Source organism: Pseudovibrio sp. FO-BEG1 (genome assembly GCF_000236645.1).
In the GTDB taxonomy this organism is placed as follows: domain Bacteria; phylum Pseudomonadota; class Alphaproteobacteria; order Rhizobiales; family Stappiaceae; genus Pseudovibrio.
Window position 1 is genome coordinate 5,259,056 of sequence record NC_016642.1, and the last position, 19,860, is coordinate 5,278,915.

Consider the following 19,860-nt stretch of genomic DNA (forward strand, 5'->3'; position numbering starts at 1 on the left):
ATGTGCTATACAGTTTTTTACAGTCATTTGGCAGTCTGGTTGCACCCTCCCCACTCGGAGGTTTTTTTATGGTCGCAGTTCCATTGAAGTGCGCACAATAATTTATGCCAGCATTCGCCGAAGTAGCCAAAACAGAGAATTCGACTGATCACATTTGAACGCGAAACCAATTAGTGCGAGAGGTAGCTTTCCGCATACATTGGACTTTTCACGTTTTTCTACAGAGAAAGATGTAGCGATCTCGCTGCATCTAGGTTGTTTGCGTCTCCCGGACAGCAAGCCACCACTGCGCAGGAGAAGTATAGCGTATGGCCACACCCGCAAAAAAGACCGCGCAGCGTCAGGGGTTTAAAACAGGCGAGCACATCATTTATCCATCTCACGGTGTTGGATTGATTACTGCGATTGAAGAGCAGACCGTAGCTGGATACTCTCTTGAACTTCTCGTAATTGAATTCGAACAGGATAAGATGACACTCCGCGTTCCAGTAGCAAAAATTGCTTCTGTTGGAATGCGTAAGCTTTCTGATGCATCCACCGTTAAAAAATCTCTTGAAACCATTGCAGGCAAACCTCGTGTGAAGCGCACCATGTGGAGCCGCCGCGCACAGGAATACGAAGCGAAGATCAATTCCGGCGATCTTGTTTCAACCGCTGAAGTTGTTCGCGATCTCTATCGTTCTGACGCACAACCAGAGCAGTCCTACTCCGAACGCCAGCTCTATGAAGCTGCGCTCGATCGTATGGCTCGCGAAATCGCTGCGGTGCAGAAGCAGACTGACACTGAAGCAATTCGTCAGATCGAAGGTGTTCTTTCCACCGCCCCAGGTCGTGCTGCAAAAGCTGCACCTGCTGCTGGTGAAGACGGAGGTCAGGAAGAGGCTGCGTAATCAGCCTTTCCCAACTTACTTGATTAAAGAAGCCCTGCTGGTAGCGGGGCTTTCTTTTTATCTGCATAGATCCAAAAGAGTTTTCGCGCCGTATCTCAGAGCAAACTGAGGAGGCGTACATGGCTCAATATGAAAGAGACCAAAGTCTCGGGCCCCTTGCTCGCCTGGCAAGAAAAGCCCCATATCTGTCAAAAGAAGAAGAATACAAGCTTCTTGAAGGCTGGATCACAAAACGCGATCACCGCGCGCTGGACAAACTATCCTTGTCCCACTCCCGTCTGGTGATAGCCCAAGCCTTGCGCTTCAAATCCTATGGCGTCCCACTTTCTGATCTCATCCAAGAAGGCCACATCGGACTGATGGAAGCAGCCAACAGATTCAAGCTATCCAAGGATGTGCGCTTCTCCACTTACGCAAGCTGGTGGATCAAGTCCTTCATTCAGGATTACGTCCTCCGCAATCAATCCATCGTCCGCGGCGGTACATCCTCGCGCCAGAAAATGCTGTTCTTTGGCTTTAAGCGCATGCGCGCAGAGCTAGCAAGCAAACATCCTGAGCTCAGCGAAGACCAGCTTCATCAGCAGATCTCAAACCAAACCGGCGCGAACATGCGAGATATCAAGATGATGTCTTCCAGATTAGGCCGTTCGGATACATCTTTGAATGCAACGCTCAAAGGCAGCGAAACAAACCTTCAGCTCCAGGACACGCTCGCAGCAGATGAGCCTCTACCCGATGAGATCGTAGAAGTGCATCTGGACAGTGAACGCGCCGAACGTCGCCTCTTCGACGCCATCAAAACACTGCCCCCACGCGAGCAACGCGTAATAAGAGATCGCAAGCTCAGAGAAGATGGCGTGACGCTGGAAGCACTTGGCAAGAAACTGGGTGTCTCAAAAGAACGCGTCCGTCAGATCGAGTCACGTGCCATGCAGAAACTGAAAGATGCGATGGCTCCGTCTCAGGGACACGAAGCCAATCAGCCTTAATCGGTGATAACCTTCATCAGCTCACCCGGCTTGAAGCGCTGGTTCGCTTTCACCTGATTGAGGATCGTGAACAACTCCAACCGGCGGGATGGCTCCACGCCGCTCATGCCAACAGCAAGCTTACGAGCCGTCTCACCACCCTTAGCCTGAATAATCTTAACTCGAAGCGGGTTAAGGCGCGCTTGCTCTGTAGGGCTTAGCTGACGGAAACTACCGAGAGACTTCTCAAAATCCCTAGTAAATACAGCGGTCGGCGAACGATTAGCAAAGATGAACCGATATCCAGTTAAGCCAATACGAACCACACCAATGCGGAACGACCAACCATCTGTAATTGCAGAACCAATCACAGCTGGCAGACCATTAATCGTGGTCGGACGAACGCTGTTGTCGATCAGACCATTGATCCAGCCAGATAACATATAGTCAGTTAAGCTGGCGTAGCCTGTCAGATCAGCACCATCAAAACGCATTGCAGTGCCGGAGTTATTGCTCGCCAGAACCGCCTCTGCGGAGTTCTCAAGTACAAAACCCTTCGGCACGCTAAAGGAGATGCCAAGACCCTTGTGAAGGAACTGACGCCCTCTCACATAGCCTTCCAGCGGATCGTCACCAAACAGCATGCCATCCAGACTGGTCAGATACGCCTCGCGGCCATTCAAACCAATCCCTGGTGCCCCAATCTGCCGCGCACTGCGCACAGCACGCTGAATGCGATCAGGCGTATTCGGGTGAGATGAAAGAAAGTCTGGAGCCGAACTGGTTTCACCACCAAGCTGCTGATAGCGAGCAAACTGCCCCATGGTGTTAAGGAAACGCGCGGCTGCATAAGGATCATACCCAGCGCCAGCAAGCGTTCTCACACCCACATCATCCGCTTCAAGCTCTTGTTCCTGAGAAAAGCGGGCGAACTGCACCTGCTTCTCTTTCACGGCTGCATCAATCGTCCGTTGATCCTTGCCGATATTCGTCATCACCTTAGTGACAAACTCAGCTTCCTCAGCCTGACGCTGACGCTTGATCGCATGCCGAGCTGTTACGTGCGCCATCTCATGCGCCAGAACAGCAGCCAGCTCCGATGTGTCATTGGCAAGCGCAAGCAGACCACGCGTGACATAGAGATACCCGCCCGGAAGCGCAAAAGCATTCACAGCAGGACTGTTGAGAAGGGTAACACGGTAATGCGCTTCAGGATCTTCCGAAGCGGCAACAAGACCACCAACAACGCGGGCAATCGCAGTTTCCGCCTTGCCGTCTTTGTAAACACCGCCATAGGTCGCCACGACACGCGGATGCTCACGTGCACCAACATCGCTCCCAGGACCACTACGCAAGCTACCGGGTTTTTGAGCGCTTTGATTGGCAGAGCCGGTCAGCTGACACGCAACAAGTGCTGCGGTCACTGCAGATACCGTTAAAATTCTCAGGCTTGTCCGTATTCCAGACAATGCACTACTCAAAGTCATTCGCGTTTCCGGCTTTTGCCCTAGTCCAGAAGCTCCAACTGCGCTGGGTGCTTAAGCTCTATCTGTGGTCCTTGGTTCAGTTGCAAGACGCCCCTGAGGCGAACTCTCTTGCCTTTCATCACTGAAAGATCATGCCCGAACTCGGAAAAATCCGCCAGCTTTCCCCTTTGAATAATCCCGGTTAAATCCTCTGTCCAGCGCTCACCAAAATTCAAGTATGTTTTGGATCGCGTTTGCCCGACAGAAATCACGCTGGCTTCCACAAGTCCATAAAGACCAATATGCTCGTAGCTTATTGACTTATAGTCATTAATTACATTTTTAACGACCCATAATCCAACATTTTTCCGGCGAGCTTCACTCTCCAAATTAATAAGGAATTTCAAGCAATTGAAAGCTCTTAATTGTGGCTTAACAATGGCCAATCCGCCTTCAACCAGCTTGCCTGACAAATCACTCAATTCACGATCAAGCAGAATCGCAGGCAAACGCCCCCACCGATCTTTCTGCGCAACCAATGCTTTTACAAAAACTTGTCGACCACCTGAAAGCTCCTGCCCGGGAGCATGAGGGGCCTCAGGAAAAGTCAAATCAGAGAGATAATAAAACGCGCCATCACTTGCAGCAAACTTCAAAGGGCTCGCAAGCGCGTCATCCACCAAAACCGTCGGCAAGCCCTGCTCTGACACCTCAGCTTCATCACATGGCCCCGCTGCACTTGATCCAATGCCAATTAGAACCCCGTATAAAACTGACAGAAACCATCTCACCACACAGCACCCCCATAACGCATGTGGTAATAATATCAGGCCAACCCTGCCCAAACGCCCCTCAGAACCCGCAGGAAAGAAGTTAGTGAGGTATGCGCTTAGAGAATTCTCCAGTCAGAACTGGGGCCTAAAGCGTATCTCTGAAAAGTGGATCCCGGTTTTCAGAGGTACGCAAAACAAAAGCTAAAGCAGATCAAGCGGTTCAGCTTAAACGCAGCCTGCTTTAGCCTGTTCACAGAGAAGCAATCTGTCTCGCATAGCTTTGGTTTTCATGATATTTGAAAACTCGCTGCCTCATCTCAAGATGACACTCAGTGGCCCCGTAGCTCAGCTGGATAGAGCAGCCGCCTCCTAAGCGGCAGGTCAGTGGTTCGAATCCACTCGGGGTCACCATCCAAACTTAAATCTTGAAGCAGTTCCTTCATCCGCATTTAGCGAATTGAGCCCACCATCAGAGCAGAAATAACTGCACATGGAGGGTAAGCCATGAATTATATATCCAATGTGCTCAAACGGTGCGGAGATAACCTTCGCAACTGGTTTTACAATTGGATGGCCTGGATCAGTCGGCAAAAGAAGTAAGTTGAACGAGGACCGGTAGGATCCGGCACCATAAGCAGGCCATATGGGAAGCAGGCAATCCGCTTCCCACCAAGGCGACTGCGCCCAATCAGAAGAAGCTGTCATTCTGATTGTTCAAAAACTCATCCAGACTGATCTTCTTGTCATTGTTCTCATCAAAATGAGCCATCACATAGCGCAGCTCTTGCTTGTCAGCCTGTGCTTCCTCTTGCTCCAGCAATGCTTTTGCGCAATCGGCACTGATTGCCGGATCAACAGTGCCCTGAAAATCCACCAGCTCAGGCTTCGTCAGATAACCATCCACGTTCCGGTCCAGCTCAAGAAACAACTCACGCTGTTGCAACTTCACAAGATGTCGAAGCTCACCAAAATCGACGGAACCATTCTTGTCCTGATCCATTTCGGCAAACTCATCCAACAATGCCTTTGCTTCGTCAGCCTCAAACTGCTCAAAATCAGCTTTGCAAGCCTCAGGAAGCGGATCCATCTCTTCAGAGGTAAGAAGCTTCATCTCTTCCTCTGAAAGCTCCTGATCGACAAGCTCCAAAGCATCCAGAGACGTGAAGCGTTCAAACTCCTTGCGGGAGATGACACCATCTTCATTCTGGTCCATCGCAGCAAATGTAACGCGAATACCTGCATCTGCTGAAGCGGTGCTTTGAACCCCCACGTTCCACATCAAGGCAAGCGCCAGCACTGCAGCGCCACTACCGCCCCACTTCACCAGTTGCGACTTCAATTTTACGGGCATGATCGTATCTCCAGTTGGATTAACCTGTGCCTCGGCACTGGAGAGTTCTTGCTCAATCAACTGACGAATGACCTGGCTCATCGGCTGCTCTCGTTGCTTGCTCAGCTCGGAAAGTTCCAGCTTCAGATCCGGTGACATTCGGACTTCAATCGTCTCAGTTTTCTTAGCCATAACCGTTCTCCTAGCACCAAAAGCGGGTGCAATTACAGCTTTTGGAGATATATTTCGGTTTCACAACACAATTGCTGTCAGGGCAAGACGAAATCGTGTCCGGACACGCGCATAACGTTTGTCCGGACAAACAAAACAAGCAAATTCAGATAGTTATTTACCCATTACGCTTTAGTCATCTTGGGCACTTCAAAGATATTTCAGAGTACTTGGGGCATTCATAGATGAATGCGAATAATGCATTTTCCAATACTGGTAGACCTAAGTCGTATACATGTAATATTGACATATCACCGATACGTGCAATCCCTCTATACATAAAAACTAATGTTTCGGGGGGAGGCCCGTACATGGCACCAATTCTTGAAATCAGCGACCTCAAAGAACGTGCACGTAGACGCGTTCCGAAGATGTTCTTCGACTATGCAGACTCCGGTTCGTGGACCGAGAGCACCTATCAGGCGAACGAAAGCGACTTCGCCAAGATCAAGCTGCGCCAGCGCATCGCGGTCGACATGACCAACCGCACGCTCGCCACCAAAATGATCGGGCAGGATGTCTCTATGCCGGTCGCGCTTGCACCAACCGGCCTCACCGGAATGCAGCATGCCGATGGCGAGATCCTCGCAGCTCAGGCAGCAGAAGAGTTCGGCGTACCGTTCACCCTTTCAACCATGAGCATCTGCTCGATTGAAGCGGTCGCAGCCAAAACCACCAAGCCGTTCTGGTTCCAGCTCTATGTGATGAAAGATCGGGACTTCATCAACTCGCTGATCGACCGCGCAAAGAACGCAGGCTGTTCCGCACTGGTCCTCACCTTTGATCTGCAGATCCTCGGCCAGCGTCACAAAGACCTGCGCAACGGTCTGTCTGCCCCGCCAAAGTTCACGCCAAAGCACGTCTGGCAGATGGCAACCCGCCCGATGTGGTGCATGAAAATGCTCACTACCCAGAACCGCACCTTTGGTAACATTGTCGGCCACGCGAAGGGCGTTGGCGATCTTTCCTCCCTGTCCTCATGGACAGCAGAGCAGTTTGATCCGCGTTTGAGCTGGGATGACATTGAGTGGATCAAGAAACAGTGGGGCGGCCCGCTGATCCTGAAAGGCATTCTGGACAAGGAAGATGCCCGTCACGCAGTCGACTCCGGCTGTGACGCGATCATCGTCTCCAACCACGGCGGACGTCAGCTCGACGGGGCACCATCTTCCATCGAGATCCTGCCGGAAATCGTGGACGAGGTTGGCGATAAGGTGGAAATCCACATCGATGGCGGCATTCGCTCCGGTCAGGATGTGCTCAAGGCCATCTGCCTGGGTGCAAAAGGCACTTACATCGGCAGACCGTTCCTCTACGGCCTCGGTGCAGGCGGAAAGCAGGGCGTGACACAGTCACTGGAAATTCTCCAGAAAGAGCTGGATACCACCATGGCCCTGTGTGGCCGTCGCGATCTCAACACACTCAATCGCGACAACCTGTATTCCATCAACGGCGTTAAAGTTTAACGCCCACAAGACACTCAGCTGGGAGACCCAACGGTCTCCCAGCTGTCATTGCGCTCAGAACGCACAATCGCATCAATGATTTCCATGTTCTGGATCGCATCACCAACGCCATAAGGCAGCTCTTCCTCGCCTCGAACCACGCGAGAGAACAACTCACCCTGCAAAGTGTACTGATCACAGGCAGGAACACGCTCCACCTCAATCGCACCATCGCCCAGCACACTGCCGGAATCGAGACGCAGAATGGTCTCTTCACCCGCTGGCGCGTTAAACGGAATGAGAATTTCCAGACGCTTAGCAGTGCCCACCAGATTGATACGCTGATACGGAGCAGACTGCGTGGACACCGTAAACTGCGCCTGACGCCCTTCACCAAAGTCCATCATCACTGAGGTCAAACGGTCCGTGCCAAAATTCCGGTCACGATCAATCAGGCTCACAACCCGCTCAGGCTCGGCATTGAAGAAGTAACGAGATGCCACAATCGGATAGCATCCGATGTCCATCAGGCCACCACCACCAAGCTCTGCCTTGTTTCGGATGTTTTGTGGGTCCTGATTGCTGTAGCCAAAGAACGCCTGAATGCTCTGCAGCTTGCCAAGCTCACCCGACTCCACAATCTCCAGCGCACGCTGCCACTGCGGATGCGCACGCACCATAAACGCTTCCATAACAAAGCGATCATCAGGCATCTCAAGCAGAAGCCGCGCTTCATCAGCATCCAGAGCAATCGGCTTCTCACAAAGCACATGCTTACCAGCCTTCACAGCCTCAATGGTCATCGGCACATGCATGTGGTTCGGCAACGGATTGTAGATCACATCGATGTCTGGATCAGCCAGCAGCGCTTCATAGGAGCCATAGGCCTTCTCAATGCCCAGTTCAGCAGCGACCTTCTTCGCGTTCTCTTCATTGCGCGAGGCAATCGCCGCAACTTCAACACCCTTGGCTTTCTGCAGGGCTGGAATAACCTTTTCGCGGCCAATCCGTGCAGTTGATAGAACACCCCATTTAACCATCATAATTCTCCCAGTGTATCCTGCAGGAACCGCTACTTAACGCTCTCAAGCGCAACCACTTTCTGTCCAACCTCGGTTTTACAGAACCGGTCCAGCTCTGAAATGGCCGAGATGATGTGGTACAGTGAGCTTGCCGGGGCCGCTTCTTTCACAAAGGTACCATCCGGCAAAAACTTGTCTTTCCAGAGACCTGTCGGAACATCTTCAAAGAACAGCTCCAGCGCCGCCAAAGCATCCAACATGGATTGGCGATACCGAGGCCACTCGCTCTCCGGCGTGCTTTCCAGCATGGCGATAGATCCCTTGAGCCATTCGGCCTGAGACCACAGACGTGCCAACGGGTCACGCACGGAGAAGTCATCATTGATGCCCATCAGCGCAACACCGCGTTCACGATCAACTCCATGAACCTCTGCAATCTCAAAGAGGCGCGCAGCAGCAGCCTTGGCACGGTCATCACCGCGCAGCTTGTTCCAGCGGCTCAGCAGCCATGCCCATTCAAAGTGGTGGCCCGGCTCAAGTGCCCTGCCCTCATCTCCTGGCATCGGTGACCAATCCAGCGCAAAGAACTCGCGCAAGCCACCCGTCTTCTCACAAACGAAGAACTTGAGGCACAGCTCACCCAACTCATCTGCCAGAGCTGACCACACAGCCTTTTGCTCGACGCTCAGATTCTCGGAGCGCTCCCACTCAAGGCACATTTCAAACAGATGCATATGCGGGTTGGCACCCAGCGGCGCACGCGCAGGCTCCGCCTCCTGAAAACCTGCCACCGGATGCTTAAAGCGTCCTTTCAAAACCTTCAGCAGGGCATCTGCCTTGGCACAGGCTTCCTCACGCTTTTCAGCGTTCACATCAGCAATGCTGGAAAGTGCAAGCAGCGCAAAGGCTTGATTGTAAAGATCAAAGGACGTGTCCAGCAGCTCACCATCCGGCGTAGCCAGCGCACCAATGTACCCTTCAGAAGTCCCGTAGACCCGCTCCACATAAGCTTGCGTGCGCAGCGCCACATCCATCCACGGGCCATTCCAGCCCAGACGACCAGCTTCGCAATACACGAACACCATGCGCGGGTTGACGCGACCACGTCTGTTATCTGCGCTGCCCTGGCAATCCAACGTGATGGTTTCCGCAAATCCGCCATTCACAGCATCTTCGCCAGCTTTCAGCCAAAGCGGTAACGCATCTTCAAACAACCACGCGCGCAACTTATTCAGGTGATCGACAATCACTTCCGGTACTCCACACCACCAGCAGCCCGCTCCCACGAAACCCCGATGGCCTCCATATGTGCAAATGAAATCAATGCGCTTAAAGGTTCGACTAAAGGACCAAAAAACACAAATCAGAACCTACGACGAGTAGGCCACATGACAAAGCCAAACTAGCAAGTTTTTGGGGGATTATGAAGTATCAGAGAATGAGTGGTGCCGCTGATAGGACTCGAACCTACGACCCCATCATTACGAATGACGTGCTCTACCAACTGAGCTACAGCGGCATTCCAGGTGGCACGAGGAGTGTGCCGGAAAGTGGAAGCTTGATACCCAAGCTCCCGATCAGATGCAAGTTTGATTTGCAATGGCGGAACAGGCATCCACCATCTATCTGCATTCGCAGGAGCAACTGCCTCAAACACTCACTTCTGCGAAAGCAATAGTGCTAGCGGAAGAACCTAAAACTTTGATCTTTCGGCGCTTTCGGATCTTCATCATCAGGCTCAGGCCCCGGATCATCCGGCAGGTGTGAAAGCGGAAACTCAACCAGCTTCTCGTCTTTCTTTTCAGCCTTCTCATCCGTTTTGGCATCAGCCTCCTGCTCAGTCTTGGCAGGTTCATCAGCCTTTGCCTCAGCCTTTTCATTAGCTTTCGTCGGCGCCCAGCTGGAAGATTCGACAGGCACAACAGTTGCCCGAGGCTCTTCAGCCTGCGCGGTTTCCTCCGGTTTTGTCTCCGCAGGTGCTTCTGCTGCAACAGGCGTTTCTTCCTTGGCCGTTTCCGTCACAACCGGTGCTGTAGTCGCCTCTGCCTTTGCTTTTTCTACTGGAGCAGGAGCAGACACTGGCTCTTCCTTCGGCGCAGCTGGTGTCTCAGCTTCCTGAGGCTTCGGCACAACAATGTCAGCTTTTACCGGCTCATCCAGCACTTGCACGGGAGCGGCCAGCTCTGGTGGCTCAAACAACTTGTCATCGATGACTTCGATTGTCTGGTCCTGATCCATCGTGTTTTCCGGTGTCGCCCATTCATAGGCATCCACACGGCCAGTCTTTGGAGAAACCGGTGCCCAGTTTGCAGAAACAACACCATCCGCAATCCAGACCTTGTCGTGAGGCGCACGCACCGCACGGGACAGCCACTCGCGAATGCGGCCCTGATCACCATGCTCACGCTCTTCAAGATCTGCCATCAGCAGGAAGGCACGCTGTGTTGGCTCTGAGCGCAGAACGCGTTTGAGCTGCTCACGCGCTTCGTCAAACTTCTTCGCCTCAATCGCAGCAACTGCAATCGCAATTGCCCCTTCAGAGGAGTAAGCACGCATGCTTGCCAATGTTCTCACACGGCTCAATCGATCCGTAACGGAATCACCTGGGCGAACGTGGGCATAAGCTTCAGCAAGGTCCGGATGCGGGCTGAGTTTCCAGGTCGCTTCAAGGATCTTACTTGCTTTGCGGATTTCGCCGGCACGGGTCCGAAGACGCGCAGCAACAATCGCAGCCGGTACCAGGGATGGCGCAAGACCATGCGCTTCAACAGCCAGTGTACGGGCGCGATCCGGGTTTTCATTCTCCAGCTCCAGCGCACGCGCGGTCAGCAGCACAGCTTTCTGGCGACGAAGGGTTTTCTTATCCAGCATGCGAGCAGCATAGTTGCGCTCAAGCGTTGCAATGGCTTCTTCCCAATCGCCGGAAACGGCCTGATACCCAAGCACAGCATTGCCTGCCCAACGCAGACCCGGAACCAGATTAAAGGCTTCCTCAGCAAAGTGACGGGCAGCAGCCGGTTCGCTTTCACGCTCAGCTTCAATGTAAAGGCCATGCAGACCAACAGCCATCGAGCGATCATCTTCCAGCATCGCCTCAAACCGGCGACGGCTTTCTGCATGATCACCATCCAGTTGAGACGCCTGCGCAAGGAGCAAGCGGGCTGCAGGTTCATCACCATCCAGCAGCTTATCCGCCTTCAGGCCAAACTTGCGGGCATGAAGGGTATCGCCGGAACCAAGCGCCATCAGGCCTTGAGACAAAGCATCATAACCCTTGTCCTTACGGCGACGCTGCATGAAGTGAGAAACCAGCGTTGGTGACTTCCAGATCAAACGGAAGAAACCCCAGACCACAATCGAAGCAACAATCGAGGCACCAAAGGCAACAACGGTTGTCAGCAAACTTGCCTGAACAACGTAGCCTTGCCACTCAAGTGTAACCACACCCGGACGATCAGCCATCCAGGCGCCACCAAGGGCCAGCAGAAATACAAACGCGAAAAAGATGAGAACGCGGACCATGTCCTTCGCTCCTTTCCGATACTACTTGTTTTCAGAAACAAGCGACTTCAAAACTTGAGCGGTGATTTTCTTCACCAATTCATCTGCGGTCAATCGGGCTTTCACCTGCTCAGCCCACGCGGCACCAACCTTTTGCATCGGCTCTGGCAACGCATCATAAGCCTTGATCGCACCAGCCAGATCACCAGCCGTCACGCGAGCTTCCATTGTGCCAAGCACTGCGCTGGAGCTTGTGCCCTCGCTGTCATTTGGCGTACGAACGGAAACAAGTGACTTGGCGCTGGAGAACAGGCGATCAACCACATCATCATTCTCGCTAGTCAGCGACACAGCACTCATATCACGAGCAACCTGCCCGAAACCGGCAATCAAAGCAGCGGAAGAAGGAATGCCCGTTGCAGCACTTGCCTTCAACGACGCCAACTCAGCAGCATCATTTGGCAGCACAGCTTCTACTGCAGCTAACTCAGCCTCATAGCTGCCACCAGAATCAACCGCGTTCCTCAGAGAAGCAATCGCAATAGCCCGCGCAGCACGTTCCTGCGCACTCGCAGTGCCGAGCGCCTTCTCCAGACGATCAACACGAGCGGTCATCTGCTTGGTTGTTTCAGCAGTGGACTGTGTCAGCGCTTCAATCTTGCCTTCCAGAACCTTCTGTTCCGCCGTCAGCTTGCCAATCTGCGCCAGAGCTTCATCCACCTTGGAGCCAGTCACAGCCAACTGTGAACCCAGATCCTTCAGCTGTGTCGGTGCTTCTTTCAAAGCCTGAAACTGCTTTTGTAGGTCGGTCAGGCTGCCCTGCACGCCTTTCAGCACCTGCTCAGCATTCTTTTGCGAGGCAGTTGTCAGATCAGCAACCTGCTTCGCCAGCTGATCCTGTGTCTTCTTCAGGCTTGCAACAGCAGCACCATCACCAGCAGCACCGTTGGAGATGAACTCGTTGAGTTCTTTGATCTCAGCACCCAGCGTGGAGATTTGTTCCTGCACACGCTGTGTTACACCGGTTGTGGCATCATTCAGCTTTGCGCTGGTCTCTTTCTGGATCGCATCCAGCTGAGCAGTCAGCTTCTCAATGGTGTCTTTCGCCGCGTAGCTGCCGGTCGCATGGTCACGCAGAGCTGCGATCTCTTCCTTCAGCTGGGAGTAGCGGTTCTTGGAACTCTCCAGCATGGCCTGAACTTCAGTTGCATTCTGGCTGGAACCTGCGCCGACCATTTGCAACATGCCAGCCTGATGCAGACCGAAACCGGCACCCGCCACAATAAGCGCACCGATCACACCAGCGGCCAGCATTGCGCCAAACCCGGCACCCTGTTTTGGCGGATGCGGAGGCTTGTCAGCAGGGCCACCTGGGCCTTTGCCAGATGGAGGTGGCGGCGGAGGCGTGTCTTTTCCGCCAGAACCCGCCTTGTCGTCTTTTGCTTTAGCAGGCTCTTTTGCAGCAGCAGAGGTTGAGGTCTTGCTGGCAGTTGTCGCTTTGCTCGCAGCTGTTGTCTTGCCAGCTGGCGTCTTCGCAGTGCTGGCAGTATCAGCAGCTTTCTTTTCATCAGCTGCTGTTTTCTTCTCGTCAGCCGCAGTTTTCGCGCTTGCAGCAGCGGTCGGCTTGGCTGTTGAGGTAGAAGACTTAGCGCCAGCAGCTGGTTTTGCGCCTGTTGCAGGCTTTGCTTCCGCAGCTTTAGTCACTTCAGTTTTTTCAGTCTTCGCAGCAGTTTGTGATTGTTGTTTGCCGGTTGGCGGCACAGCGCCCGGCTTAGAAGAAGTTGCCTTACTCGCAGCAGCCTTGGCAGTTGCGCCAGCGCTCGCGGCAGGCTTGTCAGTCTTGGAAACGTCTTTTGCAGGCAGATCGATCGTTACAGGCTTCCGGGATCCACTGGAGAGCGGAGATTTCCGTGATGATGTTCCACCACCAGAGCCTGCCCCGGTGGACGCCCCACCCTTTTTGTCATCAGCAGCCATCAAAACCTCCTAGAATGGCGCGTTTCAAGCAGTTTCCAGCCGCGCCAATTTAATTACGCACGCAATCTCGATAAGGCATCCGCAGACGCCTCTTCCTTAACATAAGCATCCCTTTAGCAAACTGCTATCAGGGAGAATTAGCACCTTGCTCAACAAACTACGACTTCTCCATAGGGCCCAGAGAAGTGCAAATCACATCCTCTCAACTTATTGAACCTGAGAGAAGTTCAAACAAACCATCCTCACTTGGCGTTTTAGCCGTAAAAACCTCGCCAAACGAGCTTGCCTGCTCTGCAACCCGCTTAGAAACACATAATGCTTTCATAGAGTTAAGAAACACTGTGGTTTTTTCAAGATTTGAAATACTGAGAAAAATTTGAATTGTTCGCGGAGAATAAAACAACGCACAATCCAGTTTCCCAGCCTCCATCAACTCACGGGTTTTTCCAGAAAAGCCAGTCGCAGCAGCCATTTGGTAGACCTCCACCATACGGCAGGCAATGCCCTGTTGCTCCAGTTGCCCGGCAAGGTCTCCACTGCGGTCAACTGCCGCTGGATAAAACACGGGGCCGTCTTGATTGCGCTCAGCAATCAGCCTGCCAAGGGAATCAACATCCCCGTCCGCACATACGATCTTTTGGAAACCTGAGGCTTCTGCAGCTTTGGCGGTCGCCTCACCCACAGAATAAAGAGGAAGGTGCTGTAGTTTGTCGACCAGATCGTTGAAGACAAGAGCTTCAACCGCTTTCGCACTGGTCACAGCAATCGCTTTGGCGTCCCCAGCCACATCCCCATTAACGGTCAGCGGCTGGAAACTCAGCATTGGCTCAACAATCACCTCGTGTCCCATAGCAACCAGCTTCTGCGCAGTTTTATCTGCCTGTGGCTGAGGTCGGGTCACGAGTATCTTCATTAGAGCTCCAGAAAGTTCGGACCAGATTTCGCTTTCAGCTCTTTGCCAAGCTCGCGGCCGATTTCTTCCGCATCGCTTACCGGGCCTTCGCCTTCCACAGTATGTGTCTGGCTGCCATCCGGCTTGATCACCTCACCGCGGAACTTTATGCGATCACCTTCCACATGGGAGAGACCAGCAATCGGTGTCCGGCAGGAACCATCCATTTCAGCCAGATAAGCACGCTCCAGCAACAGACGGCTCTCGGTCTCAGCATGATGGATAGGCGCCAGAACGCGCGCAGTCTCTTCATCACCAAGACGCGCCTCAATGCCAATCGCACCCTGACCAACAGCTGGAAGGAAGTGCTCCAGATCCATCAGAGAGGTCACCAGATCGCCCTGTCCCAGACGACGCAGACCAGCGTAAGCGAGGAAGGTTGCGTCAACCACACCCTCGTCCAGCTTGCGCAAACGGGTCTGCAGGTTACCGCGGTACATCACAACATCCAGATCAGGACGCAGCCGCTTGATCTGTGCCTGACGGCGCAAACTGGAAGACCCAACCACAGCACCCTGTGGAAGATCTGTCAGTTTCTCAACCTTCGGAGAAATGAAAGCATCGCGCACATCTTCACGTGGAAGATAAGCGGTCATGCCCAGACCATCCGGCAGAACCGTCGGCATATCTTTGGAAGAATGAACTGCCAGATCAATCGACTTATCCAGCAAAGCTTCCTCGATTTCCTTGGTGAACAAGCCTTTACCGCCTGCTTCGGAAAGAGGCCTATCTTGAATTTGGTCTCCCGTTGTTTTTATAACAACAATCTCGAAGTCATCATCGGTAAACCCGTGTGCCTTCGCGAGACGAGCGCGTGTTTCATGCGCCTGGGCCAGTGCCAGAGCGCTTCCACGTGTACCAATTCTTATAGGTTTTGTTTGCAAGGATCACATTCCCAATGCTAGGGGCTCATGTTAGATGAGCGACATAAAATCATCGGCCCGCGAAATCAACCATGCTTATCGCATGAGAGAACGACAAAAACCAAGCGGCCAAAGGAGACCAAACGTGCTGACCATCCTCGGCATAGAGACGAGTTGTGACGAAACTGCCGCTGCTGTCCTTGAGATTGATCAAGATGGCAAATGCGTAATTTTGTCCAACGTGGTGCATTCCCAAATCGATGAGCACACACCGTTCGGCGGTGTTGTACCAGAGATTGCGGCGCGCGCCCACATTCAGTTGCTGGATGGTATCGTAGATCAGGCGATGAAAACAGCAAATGTGAAGTACTCTGATCTCTCCGCAGTTGCCGCAACCGCTGGCCCCGGCCTTATTGGCGGTGTCATCGTAGGCCTGATGACAGCAAAATCCATTGCCATGGCAATCGATAAGCCATTGATTGCAGTGAACCATTTGGAAGGTCACGCCCTCACCGCCCGCATGACGGATCAGGTGGAGTTTCCATTCCTCCTGCTCCTCGTCTCCGGTGGCCACACGCAGTACCTCCTAGTAAAAGCACTTGGGGAATACGAGCGGTTGGGCACAACCATCGATGATGCAATCGGCGAAGCATTCGACAAAACAGCCAAACTTCTCGGCCTGCCGTATCCGGGTGGCCCGGCTGTAGAAAAAGCTGCAAAACTTGGTGATCCTACTGTCTACAAGCTGCCGCGCCCACTTTTGGACCGTCCCGGCCTCGACATGTCATTCGCCGGCCTGAAAACAGCCGTCCGCACCGCAGCACTCAAAGAAGAGCCAGTCAGCGAGCAAACCGTCAACAACCTGTGCGCCTCCTTTCAGGAAGCAGTCGCCGATGTTGTCGGGAAACGCAGTGCCAGAGCCTTCGAAATGTTCAAAGAGCGCTATCCGGACACACCACCTAAGATGGTTATCGCGGGCGGCGTTGCGGCAAACGAAGCAATTAGGATTCGTCTGAACGAGGTTGCTGCAGAACATAGTGCAGAATTGATCGCCCCACCGCACAAACTGTGCACGGACAACGCAGCTATGATTGCATGGGCTGGAGCAGAGCGCCTGAGAAAACTAGTCGCCGAAGACCCGTCCATTCTGGAGCAAAACGGCAAGGGCGACGACATGAACGAAGCCCCTCGCCCACGCTGGCCACTCGACAAACTCTCCGAAAGTGTCGTCGGCTTCGGCCGCAAGGGTGCAAAGGTTTAACCTCTGCACTGCTTTCTTCCTGTCGCGTTTAGTGCTGCGTGTGCGATTGCGTAAAGCGCACGCACGCCGTCATCCCGGGCGAAGCGAAGCGTAGACCCGGGACCCATAACCCCAGTATCAGAGATTGGCTAAGGCCTGAGTTAATCAGCAAGTCAAGGGGCTATGGATCCCGGCTCGATGGCCGGGATGACACCGGAGTGGGCAGCAGACTGCATCACAAAACTTATCCCCCTCGCCTCAAACACCTGCATACTCAACATCAAGCTCATGCATACGGGCAGTTGGGGGAACGTCCCTCAGTCTGGTGTGGGCTGGTCGGAGCTACTGCGGAAGGTAACGTATTTCGCAGCAGGTTCGTGGAGGTTCCCCTTTCACCAACAGTGTTGAGGGATAGCGGATGTCCGGTCAAACCTTTGGGCGCCAACACTGAGAACTGAGGCTTTCCAACAGCCTCAGGTCTTCCAAGCGTCTTTTGGAGCTTGGCCTTAGCCTCCTACAAAAACGCCCGGGCAAGGCGAGTAGCCAATGCCGAAGAAACATATCTAACAAACAGCGCAGGTATTGCCTGCCGCCTTGCTCATCCCGATTATCGGGAACTCCAGCTTCAACACTGCCGGAAAAGTCCGAGCGGTGCTATTCGTGCTTATTATGTGCAAACTCGTCTCATGCCTTGCCTGAGACAAACTCCTGCAAATAACATCCGCCCAACTTCAATAGCATCGATTTGCTTGATTCTTGACGGAGACGACATTGCAGCCTCGGCACAAAGCTTACGTCTACATGACATGCGGCACCCACCTTCTCGTTTTTGATGAGCCGGAAACCAACATCGCTGGAACACTTCAGGTGCCCGGCGGTACGCTGGACCCGGGCGAGAGCTACCTGCACGCGGCCAAACGCGAGTTTGAGGAAGAAACCGGCCTCGACATCTCTGGCGCTCTTGAGCAGTTCGACGGTCATGACTTCCTTTATGATGATGCCCTGACCACGGGCCCGGAACTTCACCGCCGCAAATTTTTCCATCTCAAAGTTCAGGAAAAAGCAAAGCAGACTTGGGATCATTACGAAATGAGCCCAAATGACGGTGGAGATCCTATCCTCTTTCGCTTCTTCTGGGTTGATTTGGCAGACAACGAAACTAAGTCCAAGCTAACAATGCATGGAGGGTTCGATATCCCTCTTGGCCAACTGTGTGAACGACTGAACATCACCCAATAAGGAAAACAACATGACCACTGCTCTAAACAAGATCGCTGTAATTGGCGGAGGATCTTGGGGAACCGCGCTTGCTTTGGCAGCGGCAAGAGCCGGTCGTGAAGTCACCTTATGGGCCCGCGATGCAGAAACCATCGCCGCCATCAACGCCAACAAGCAAAACCCGAAGTATCTGCCTGGCATTGAATGGACTGAGCAAATCACGGCAACCGGCATCCTGAAACACGCAGTCAGCGATGCCGATGCCCTTCTGCTCGTCACCCCAGCACAGACAACCCGGGCAATGACAGAAGCAATCAAGCCGTTTCTGAAACCAGCAACCCCAATCGTGCTCTGCGCAAAAGGCATCGAGCAATCGACAGGCCAACTACTTTCCGAAGTTATCAAATCTGTGGCGCCAGACGCAATCCCGGCAGCCCTGTCCGGCCCAAGCTTTGCGCATGACGTGGCAAAGGGCTTGCCAACAGCCGTCACGATTGCAGCTGAAGACGGCGCTGTTGCCGATCAGCTTTCCGCAGCACTTGCCTCAAACAGCTTCCGCCCATACGCAACCGATGATCTTATCGGCGTGCAAATCGGTGGCGCATTGAAGAACGTTCTCGCCATCGCATGTGGCGCTGCAGTGGGCTACGGCCTTGGCGCCAGCGCTCAGGCAGCCCTGACAGCCCGCGGCTTTGCTGAACTAACCCGCCTCGGCATGGCATTGAATGCGAAGAGCGAAACCCTCACCGGCCTGTCTGGTCTGGGCGATCTGGTGCTCACCTGTTCCTCCACCCAATCCCGTAACTTCGCCTTCGGTTTGAAGATTGGACAAGGCAGAACACCTGAAGAGCTTGTCGCACCGGGCCAGAAACTGGCAGAAGGTGCTCACTCAGCCAATATCGCAGTTGCTTTGGCAGCAGAACACGGCGTTGATATGCCTATTGCCAAGACGGTTTCACAAATCGTTGCGGGTAAAATTGACGTCGCACAAGCATTAAGCGACTTAATGACGCGTCCACTCAAACGAGAGACCCACCCCTAGTAGAATCCCTTTAAAGTAGGATTTGCCTGGTTGAAAATCAGGAATTAAAAGGTTGGGTTGAAATCCCGCTACTGGAGTATCCAATATGCTGTACGCTCTCATCTGCACAGACAAGGCACATTCTGAAGACCTTCGTCAGAAGACCCGCGAAGCGCACCTCGACTTCCTCAGTGGTCTCGGCGATCGCCTGAAAGGTGCTGGCCCGTTCATGTGTGATGATCTGGTATCCCCAACCGGTTCGCTCGTAATCATCGAAGCAGCAAACCGCGACGAAGCTCTGGCTGTCGCAAACGAAGATCCATACTCACTCGCAGGTCTGTTTGAATCTGTTGAGATCCGCCCATGGAACTGGGTATTAAAAAACCCAGATATGTAAATTTGCTGTAAGCTGCGTTTTACAACATATCTAAACTGGAGCATCGGCCTTTCAAATCACGGCGGGTGCTCCATTTAATGTATGACCGATCATTCTGATCAGAACATACAATCTGTTTATATGGAGGAAGCGTTGCAATACTGGCTGTTCAAATCCGAACCTAACAAGTGGTCCTGGGATCAACAGAAAGCCAAGGGCGAAGAAGGCGAAGAGTGGGACGGCGTACGCAACTATCAGGCCCGCAACTTCATGCGCGATATGAAGATCGGCGACCGCGGCTTCTTCTATCACTCCAACATCGGCAAAGAAGTTGTCGGCATCGTTGAGGTGTGCGCACTGGCTCACCCGGATTCCACAACCGATGACCCACGCTGGGAATGCGTGGATATCAAAGCCGTCAAAGACCTCCCACAGACCGTCACACTCGCGCAGGTAAAAGCCGAAGAGCGTCTGTCCGACATGGCTCTCGTAACCTCCATGCGCCTCTCCGTTCAGCCGGTAAAGCCGGAAGAGTGGGCTGTGGTTCTGGAAATGGCAGGCATGGACCCGTCCGAGGTCTGATCTCA

17 protein-coding genes and 2 tRNA genes are annotated in these 19,860 nt (G+C 53.3%); 9 read left to right on the forward strand and 10 right to left on the reverse strand.

Annotated features, from left to right (window positions below):
• Positions 1 to 308: 308 nt before the first annotated feature.
• Positions 309 to 890 (forward strand): CarD family transcriptional regulator, encoded by a 582-nt coding sequence (locus PSE_RS23655; RefSeq protein ID WP_008551556.1) that lies wholly within the window; start codon positions 309 to 311, stop codon positions 888 to 890.
• A gap of 119 nt (positions 891 to 1,009) precedes the next feature.
• Positions 1,010 to 1,879 (forward strand): RNA polymerase factor sigma-32, encoded by an 870-nt coding sequence (locus PSE_RS23660; RefSeq protein WP_014287088.1) that lies wholly within the window; start codon positions 1,010 to 1,012, stop codon positions 1,877 to 1,879.
• Here the strand turns inward: PSE_RS23660 and PSE_RS23665 are convergent.
• Both PSE_RS23665 and PSE_RS23670 read right to left on the reverse strand, forming a co-directional pair.
• The gene (locus tag PSE_RS23665) at positions 1,876 to 3,345 is read right to left on the reverse strand and encodes a M48 family metalloprotease (protein WP_037037720.1); all 1,470 of its coding nucleotides are present in this window, start codon (positions 3,343 to 3,345) and stop codon (positions 1,876 to 1,878) included. The two genes, PSE_RS23660 and PSE_RS23665, sit on opposite strands and share 4 nt — an antisense overlap.
• Positions 3,346 to 3,365: 20 nt before the next feature.
• A complete protein-coding gene (locus PSE_RS23670; RefSeq protein ID WP_083841641.1) occupies positions 3,366 to 4,115 on the reverse strand; it encodes a thermonuclease family protein in 750 nt (249 codons plus the stop codon).
• A 316-nt stretch (positions 4,116 to 4,431) separates the two neighbouring features.
• Here PSE_RS23670 and PSE_RS23675 point away from each other — a divergent pair.
• Positions 4,432 to 4,508, forward strand: a tRNA-Arg gene (locus PSE_RS23675).
• Between the two features lie 277 nt (positions 4,509 to 4,785).
• Here PSE_RS23675 and PSE_RS23680 read toward each other — a convergent pair.
• Positions 4,786 to 5,619 (reverse strand): EF-hand domain-containing protein, encoded by an 834-nt coding sequence (locus tag PSE_RS23680; RefSeq protein WP_014287092.1) that lies wholly within the window; start codon positions 5,617 to 5,619, stop codon positions 4,786 to 4,788.
• A 350-nt stretch (positions 5,620 to 5,969) separates the two neighbouring features.
• Here PSE_RS23680 and PSE_RS23685 point away from each other — a divergent pair, with 350 nt between their 5' ends.
• A complete protein-coding gene (locus PSE_RS23685) occupies positions 5,970 to 7,124 on the forward strand; it encodes an alpha-hydroxy acid oxidase (RefSeq protein ID WP_008551533.1) in 1,155 nt (384 codons plus the stop codon).
• A 14-nt stretch (positions 7,125 to 7,138) separates the two neighbouring features.
• On the opposite strand, the gene PSE_RS23690 is transcribed toward PSE_RS23685, so the two are convergent.
• The 7 genes from PSE_RS23690 to hemC form a co-directional block, all read right to left on the reverse strand.
• Positions 7,139 to 8,146, reverse strand: coding sequence for a Gfo/Idh/MocA family protein (locus PSE_RS23690; RefSeq protein WP_014287093.1), 1,008 nt, complete (start codon positions 8,144 to 8,146; stop codon positions 7,139 to 7,141).
• A 29-nt stretch (positions 8,147 to 8,175) separates the two neighbouring features.
• Positions 8,176 to 9,375, reverse strand: a complete 1,200-nt coding sequence (locus tag PSE_RS23695; protein ID WP_014287094.1) for an AGE family epimerase/isomerase — start codon at positions 9,373 to 9,375, stop codon at positions 8,176 to 8,178.
• A 193-nt stretch (positions 9,376 to 9,568) separates the two neighbouring features.
• Positions 9,569 to 9,644, reverse strand: a tRNA-Thr gene (locus PSE_RS23700).
• Positions 9,645 to 9,805: 161 nt separating this feature from the next.
• Positions 9,806 to 11,647: a heme biosynthesis protein HemY gene (locus PSE_RS23705; protein ID WP_014287095.1), complete on the reverse strand. Its 1,842-nt coding sequence runs from the start codon at positions 11,645 to 11,647 to the stop codon at positions 9,806 to 9,808.
• A 21-nt stretch (positions 11,648 to 11,668) separates the two neighbouring features.
• Positions 11,669 to 13,603, reverse strand: coding sequence for a mitofilin family membrane protein (locus tag PSE_RS23710; protein WP_014287096.1), 1,935 nt, complete (start codon positions 13,601 to 13,603; stop codon positions 11,669 to 11,671).
• Positions 13,604 to 13,805: 202 nt separating this feature from the next.
• Positions 13,806 to 14,516 carry a uroporphyrinogen-III synthase gene (locus tag PSE_RS23715; RefSeq protein ID WP_014287097.1) on the reverse strand — a complete coding sequence of 237 codons (711 nt, stop codon included), beginning with the start codon at positions 14,514 to 14,516 and terminating at the stop codon, positions 13,806 to 13,808.
• A complete protein-coding gene (gene hemC, locus PSE_RS23720; protein WP_014287098.1) occupies positions 14,516 to 15,439 on the reverse strand; it encodes a hydroxymethylbilane synthase in 924 nt (307 codons plus the stop codon). Before hemC ends, PSE_RS23715 begins: the two co-directional genes overlap by 1 nt.
• A gap of 127 nt (positions 15,440 to 15,566) precedes the next feature.
• Here hemC and tsaD point away from each other — a divergent pair, with 127 nt between their 5' ends.
• The 5 genes from tsaD to PSE_RS23750 all read left to right on the forward strand — a co-directional run bounded on the left by tsaD (position 15,567) and on the right by PSE_RS23750 (position 19,855).
• A complete protein-coding gene (tsaD, locus tag PSE_RS23725) occupies positions 15,567 to 16,679 on the forward strand; it encodes a tRNA (adenosine(37)-N6)-threonylcarbamoyltransferase complex transferase subunit TsaD (RefSeq protein WP_037037788.1) in 1,113 nt (370 codons plus the stop codon).
• A 750-nt stretch (positions 16,680 to 17,429) separates the two neighbouring features.
• Positions 17,430 to 17,897, forward strand: coding sequence for an NUDIX domain-containing protein (locus PSE_RS23735; protein WP_244421329.1), 468 nt, complete (start codon positions 17,430 to 17,432; stop codon positions 17,895 to 17,897).
• 10 nt (positions 17,898 to 17,907) lie between these two features.
• Positions 17,908 to 18,918, forward strand: coding sequence for an NAD(P)H-dependent glycerol-3-phosphate dehydrogenase (locus PSE_RS23740; protein ID WP_014287102.1), 1,011 nt, complete (start codon positions 17,908 to 17,910; stop codon positions 18,916 to 18,918).
• A gap of 85 nt (positions 18,919 to 19,003) precedes the next feature.
• Complete coding sequence (locus PSE_RS23745) at positions 19,004 to 19,294, forward strand: YciI family protein (protein WP_014287103.1); 291 nt, start codon at positions 19,004 to 19,006, stop codon at positions 19,292 to 19,294.
• 132 nt (positions 19,295 to 19,426) lie between these two features.
• On the forward strand, positions 19,427 to 19,855 hold the full coding sequence (locus tag PSE_RS23750; RefSeq protein ID WP_008551363.1) for an EVE domain-containing protein: 429 nt from the start codon (positions 19,427 to 19,429) through the stop codon (positions 19,853 to 19,855).
• Positions 19,856 to 19,860 lie beyond the last annotated feature (5 nt).

What these genes read in the sequence shown, in the direction of transcription:
- PSE_RS23655 (WP_008551556.1), top strand. Translation starts at nt 309, where the DNA reads ATGGCCACACCCGCAAAAAAGACCGCGCAGCGTCAGGGGTTTAAAACA.
- PSE_RS23685 (WP_008551533.1), top strand. Translation starts at nt 5,970, where the DNA reads ATGGCACCAATTCTTGAAATCAGCGACCTCAAAGAACGTGCACGTAGA.
- PSE_RS23690 (WP_014287093.1), bottom strand. Translation starts at nt 8,146, where the DNA reads ATGATGGTTAAATGGGGTGTTCTATCAACTGCACGGATTGGCCGCGAA.
- PSE_RS23710 (WP_014287096.1), bottom strand. Translation starts at nt 13,603, where the DNA reads ATGGCTGCTGATGACAAAAAGGGTGGGGCGTCCACCGGGGCAGGCTCT.
- PSE_RS23715 (WP_014287097.1), bottom strand. Translation starts at nt 14,516, where the DNA reads ATGAAGATACTCGTGACCCGACCTCAGCCACAGGCAGATAAAACTGCG.
- PSE_RS23660 (WP_014287088.1), top strand. Translation starts at nt 1,010, where the DNA reads ATGGCTCAATATGAAAGAGACCAAAGTCTCGGGCCCCTTGCTCGCCTG.
- PSE_RS23705 (WP_014287095.1), bottom strand. Translation starts at nt 11,647, where the DNA reads ATGGTCCGCGTTCTCATCTTTTTCGCGTTTGTATTTCTGCTGGCCCTT.
- PSE_RS23680 (WP_014287092.1), bottom strand. Translation starts at nt 5,619, where the DNA reads ATGGCTAAGAAAACTGAGACGATTGAAGTCCGAATGTCACCGGATCTG.
- PSE_RS23665 (WP_037037720.1), bottom strand. Translation starts at nt 3,345, where the DNA reads ATGACTTTGAGTAGTGCATTGTCTGGAATACGGACAAGCCTGAGAATT.
- PSE_RS23740 (WP_014287102.1), top strand. Translation starts at nt 17,908, where the DNA reads ATGACCACTGCTCTAAACAAGATCGCTGTAATTGGCGGAGGATCTTGG.
- PSE_RS23745 (WP_014287103.1), top strand. Translation starts at nt 19,004, where the DNA reads ATGCTGTACGCTCTCATCTGCACAGACAAGGCACATTCTGAAGACCTT.